The 2,138-nt window shown below is 36.6% G+C and carries 3 protein-coding genes; all 3 read right to left on the reverse strand.

What is annotated here, in order from left to right; genetic code table 11:
* Positions 1-63: 63 nt before the first annotated feature.
* Positions 64-381, reverse strand: coding sequence for a hypothetical protein (locus BG20_RS01490; RefSeq protein WP_010189956.1), 318 nt, complete (start codon positions 379-381; stop codon positions 64-66).
* A complete protein-coding gene (locus BG20_RS12090; protein WP_133936168.1) occupies positions 374-553 on the reverse strand; it encodes a hypothetical protein in 180 nt (59 codons plus the stop codon). Before BG20_RS12090 ends, BG20_RS01490 begins: the two co-directional genes overlap by 8 nt.
* 358 nt (positions 554-911) lie before the next feature.
* Entirely contained in the window at positions 912-2,093 is a 1,182-nt protein-coding gene (locus tag BG20_RS01495; protein WP_010189957.1) for a site-specific integrase, read from the reverse strand.
* Positions 2,094-2,138 lie beyond the last annotated feature (45 nt).

Below are 2,138 nucleotides of genomic sequence, written 5' to 3' on the forward strand. Positions count from 1 at the left end.
TAAGTATGTTATGTATGTTGTATGTATGTTGTATGTATATTGTATGTATAATATACAACATATCTAATGAATCATTTGATTTAATTCTCTTTCTCGTTTTCGTTTAGCAATCTCCCATGCTCTTCCAATAATTTCCTTCTGTTGATAAGATAAACTATCTATCCAATCTGCAGTTTCTTCCACTTTCCATTCGTTATCCATTTCTTTGACAAATTCAGGATCACTGCACTTTACCTTGAATTCATCCATTTTCAACCCAATTCTAATCAAATATTGAATTGCCTGAGTTCTACTTTGAATTCGTTTTGACTTCATAAAATCTTCAATTTGATCCAAAGATTTAGAAGGAATTGAAAGATGAATCGATGTATTTCTAGCCAATTTTTGAATTTACCTCGTGATTTTTACAAGCACATCTTGCTTCGATTTCCAATCCAGTAATGCTGTCTTTTGCAAGTATTTTCCGTTGATGGTATTTGCAGTCTCCTGCAGAGCATGCACTGCATATCATTTCTACTATGAAATTCATTGCATCTGATGGCATCGAGTTCATGTTCTTAAGTATGATGGTGATTTGTCATGATCTACTAAAATCATAATTAGCTCCGTCAATTTGACGGAGCTATCGCTATCTGATGGCTTTCAGATCCGTTTTGGTGGATCTCACAATTTTTAAAATTAAATTTAGCTGTGACAATTTGTCACAGCTAACATCTTAACTCCAATGAATTACAAAGCCGTCAAAATCCACTTTAGCTCGGCCAAATTGGACTAGCTAACATCTTGCTCTGATGAATTGCCAAACTCTCAATTTGATTTAGCTCTCCCAATTTGGGAGAGCTGAACAGATAATGTTTACAATGAGCAGATAAGATAAATTCAGCTCTGTCAAATTGACAGAGCTGAAAGAATTAGATAGTTTTCCAGCCCTCTTTTTGTAAATCTATCTTGATTCGCTCTACTGCATTTTGAATCAATTCAGGAATTCTTTTCTCCATAACCGATTTCTCTTCTTTTAGCTGCTGATTTTCAAACTTGACTCTCTCTGTATCGGATATTGTAAGAAACGGAATTGCCTTTTGATACTCAGGAAATCGCTCAAAATCTTCCTCGTTATATCTCTCATAGTGCTTTTCCAGCCCTATTCTGTGTCCCATCATGTCCTCCATGTCTGCATAGTTGACTTTAGCACGTCTAAGATTGGTGTGAAATGATTTTCGAAAGCCATGATCTAGCTGTACCTCATGTCTTCTCTGTCCTGGAGGCAACGTAGGTCTCAGGCCAATGTCATGCACAACTTTATCGATTCGTTTTCTAACTCCTTTATGATTTAGTCTTTTGACAAGAGGTAACTTGACAGCTTTGATGAGAGGATCATCTGGTTTTGGATAATGTCCGATGTCTGCCTTCCAGTTTTCTCGATATAGATCAAGTACATTACATGCTTCTGGTGTGATAAATGTCCAATAACTCTCAGGATCTCCGCGGTAAATTAGCAAAGAAGCTCCCTTGTATGTTCCATCATCGTTTTGGAAAAATATCACATCTTTCCATGTAAAATAATCCCAAGACTCTAAGCGAAATCCAGCAGATGAGAATAACAAAATTATAACTTTATCAGTAATATCATTTGAGACATCCAGCATTCTTTGTATCTCTTTAGTTGTGTAAGCTCTGTCCTTTGATTTTGATTCACGTCGCGGAAGTAACTTGTTTAGAGACTTCCAGTGAATCGGGATGCGGTTTGCATCAAGCAGTGCCCTGATTGGCTTGATGTGATTGGGTAGAGTCTGGGAGCTAATCTCTCCTTTCTCTACTCTCTTTTTGTCTTCTTTGATGTATGCTGCTATAACATCAGATGTAATATCGACGTTCTTTTTTGCAAGATTTACAAAAAACGCTGCCAACGCTTCGGCATTCCTGTCTTTTGGTATTTTTCCAAGATGTTCAGAATAGATCTGATTAGGAATTAATTTGAGAAACATGTAAAGCAAATTTTTGTATCTTCGCTTAGTTGACTCGTTTCTTATGGAATCAAGAAATAACTGATATGGATCTGCACGCGTGTTTATCTTCTCAATGGTAATTTCCATTGGATGATGGCATGATTTGCGCCCTATTTAATACCCATGATGGTG

It is taken from the genome of Candidatus Nitrosarchaeum limnium BG20 (genome assembly GCF_000241145.1).
GTDB classification, from domain to species: domain Archaea; phylum Thermoproteota; class Nitrososphaeria; order Nitrososphaerales; family Nitrosopumilaceae; genus Nitrosarchaeum; species Nitrosarchaeum limnae.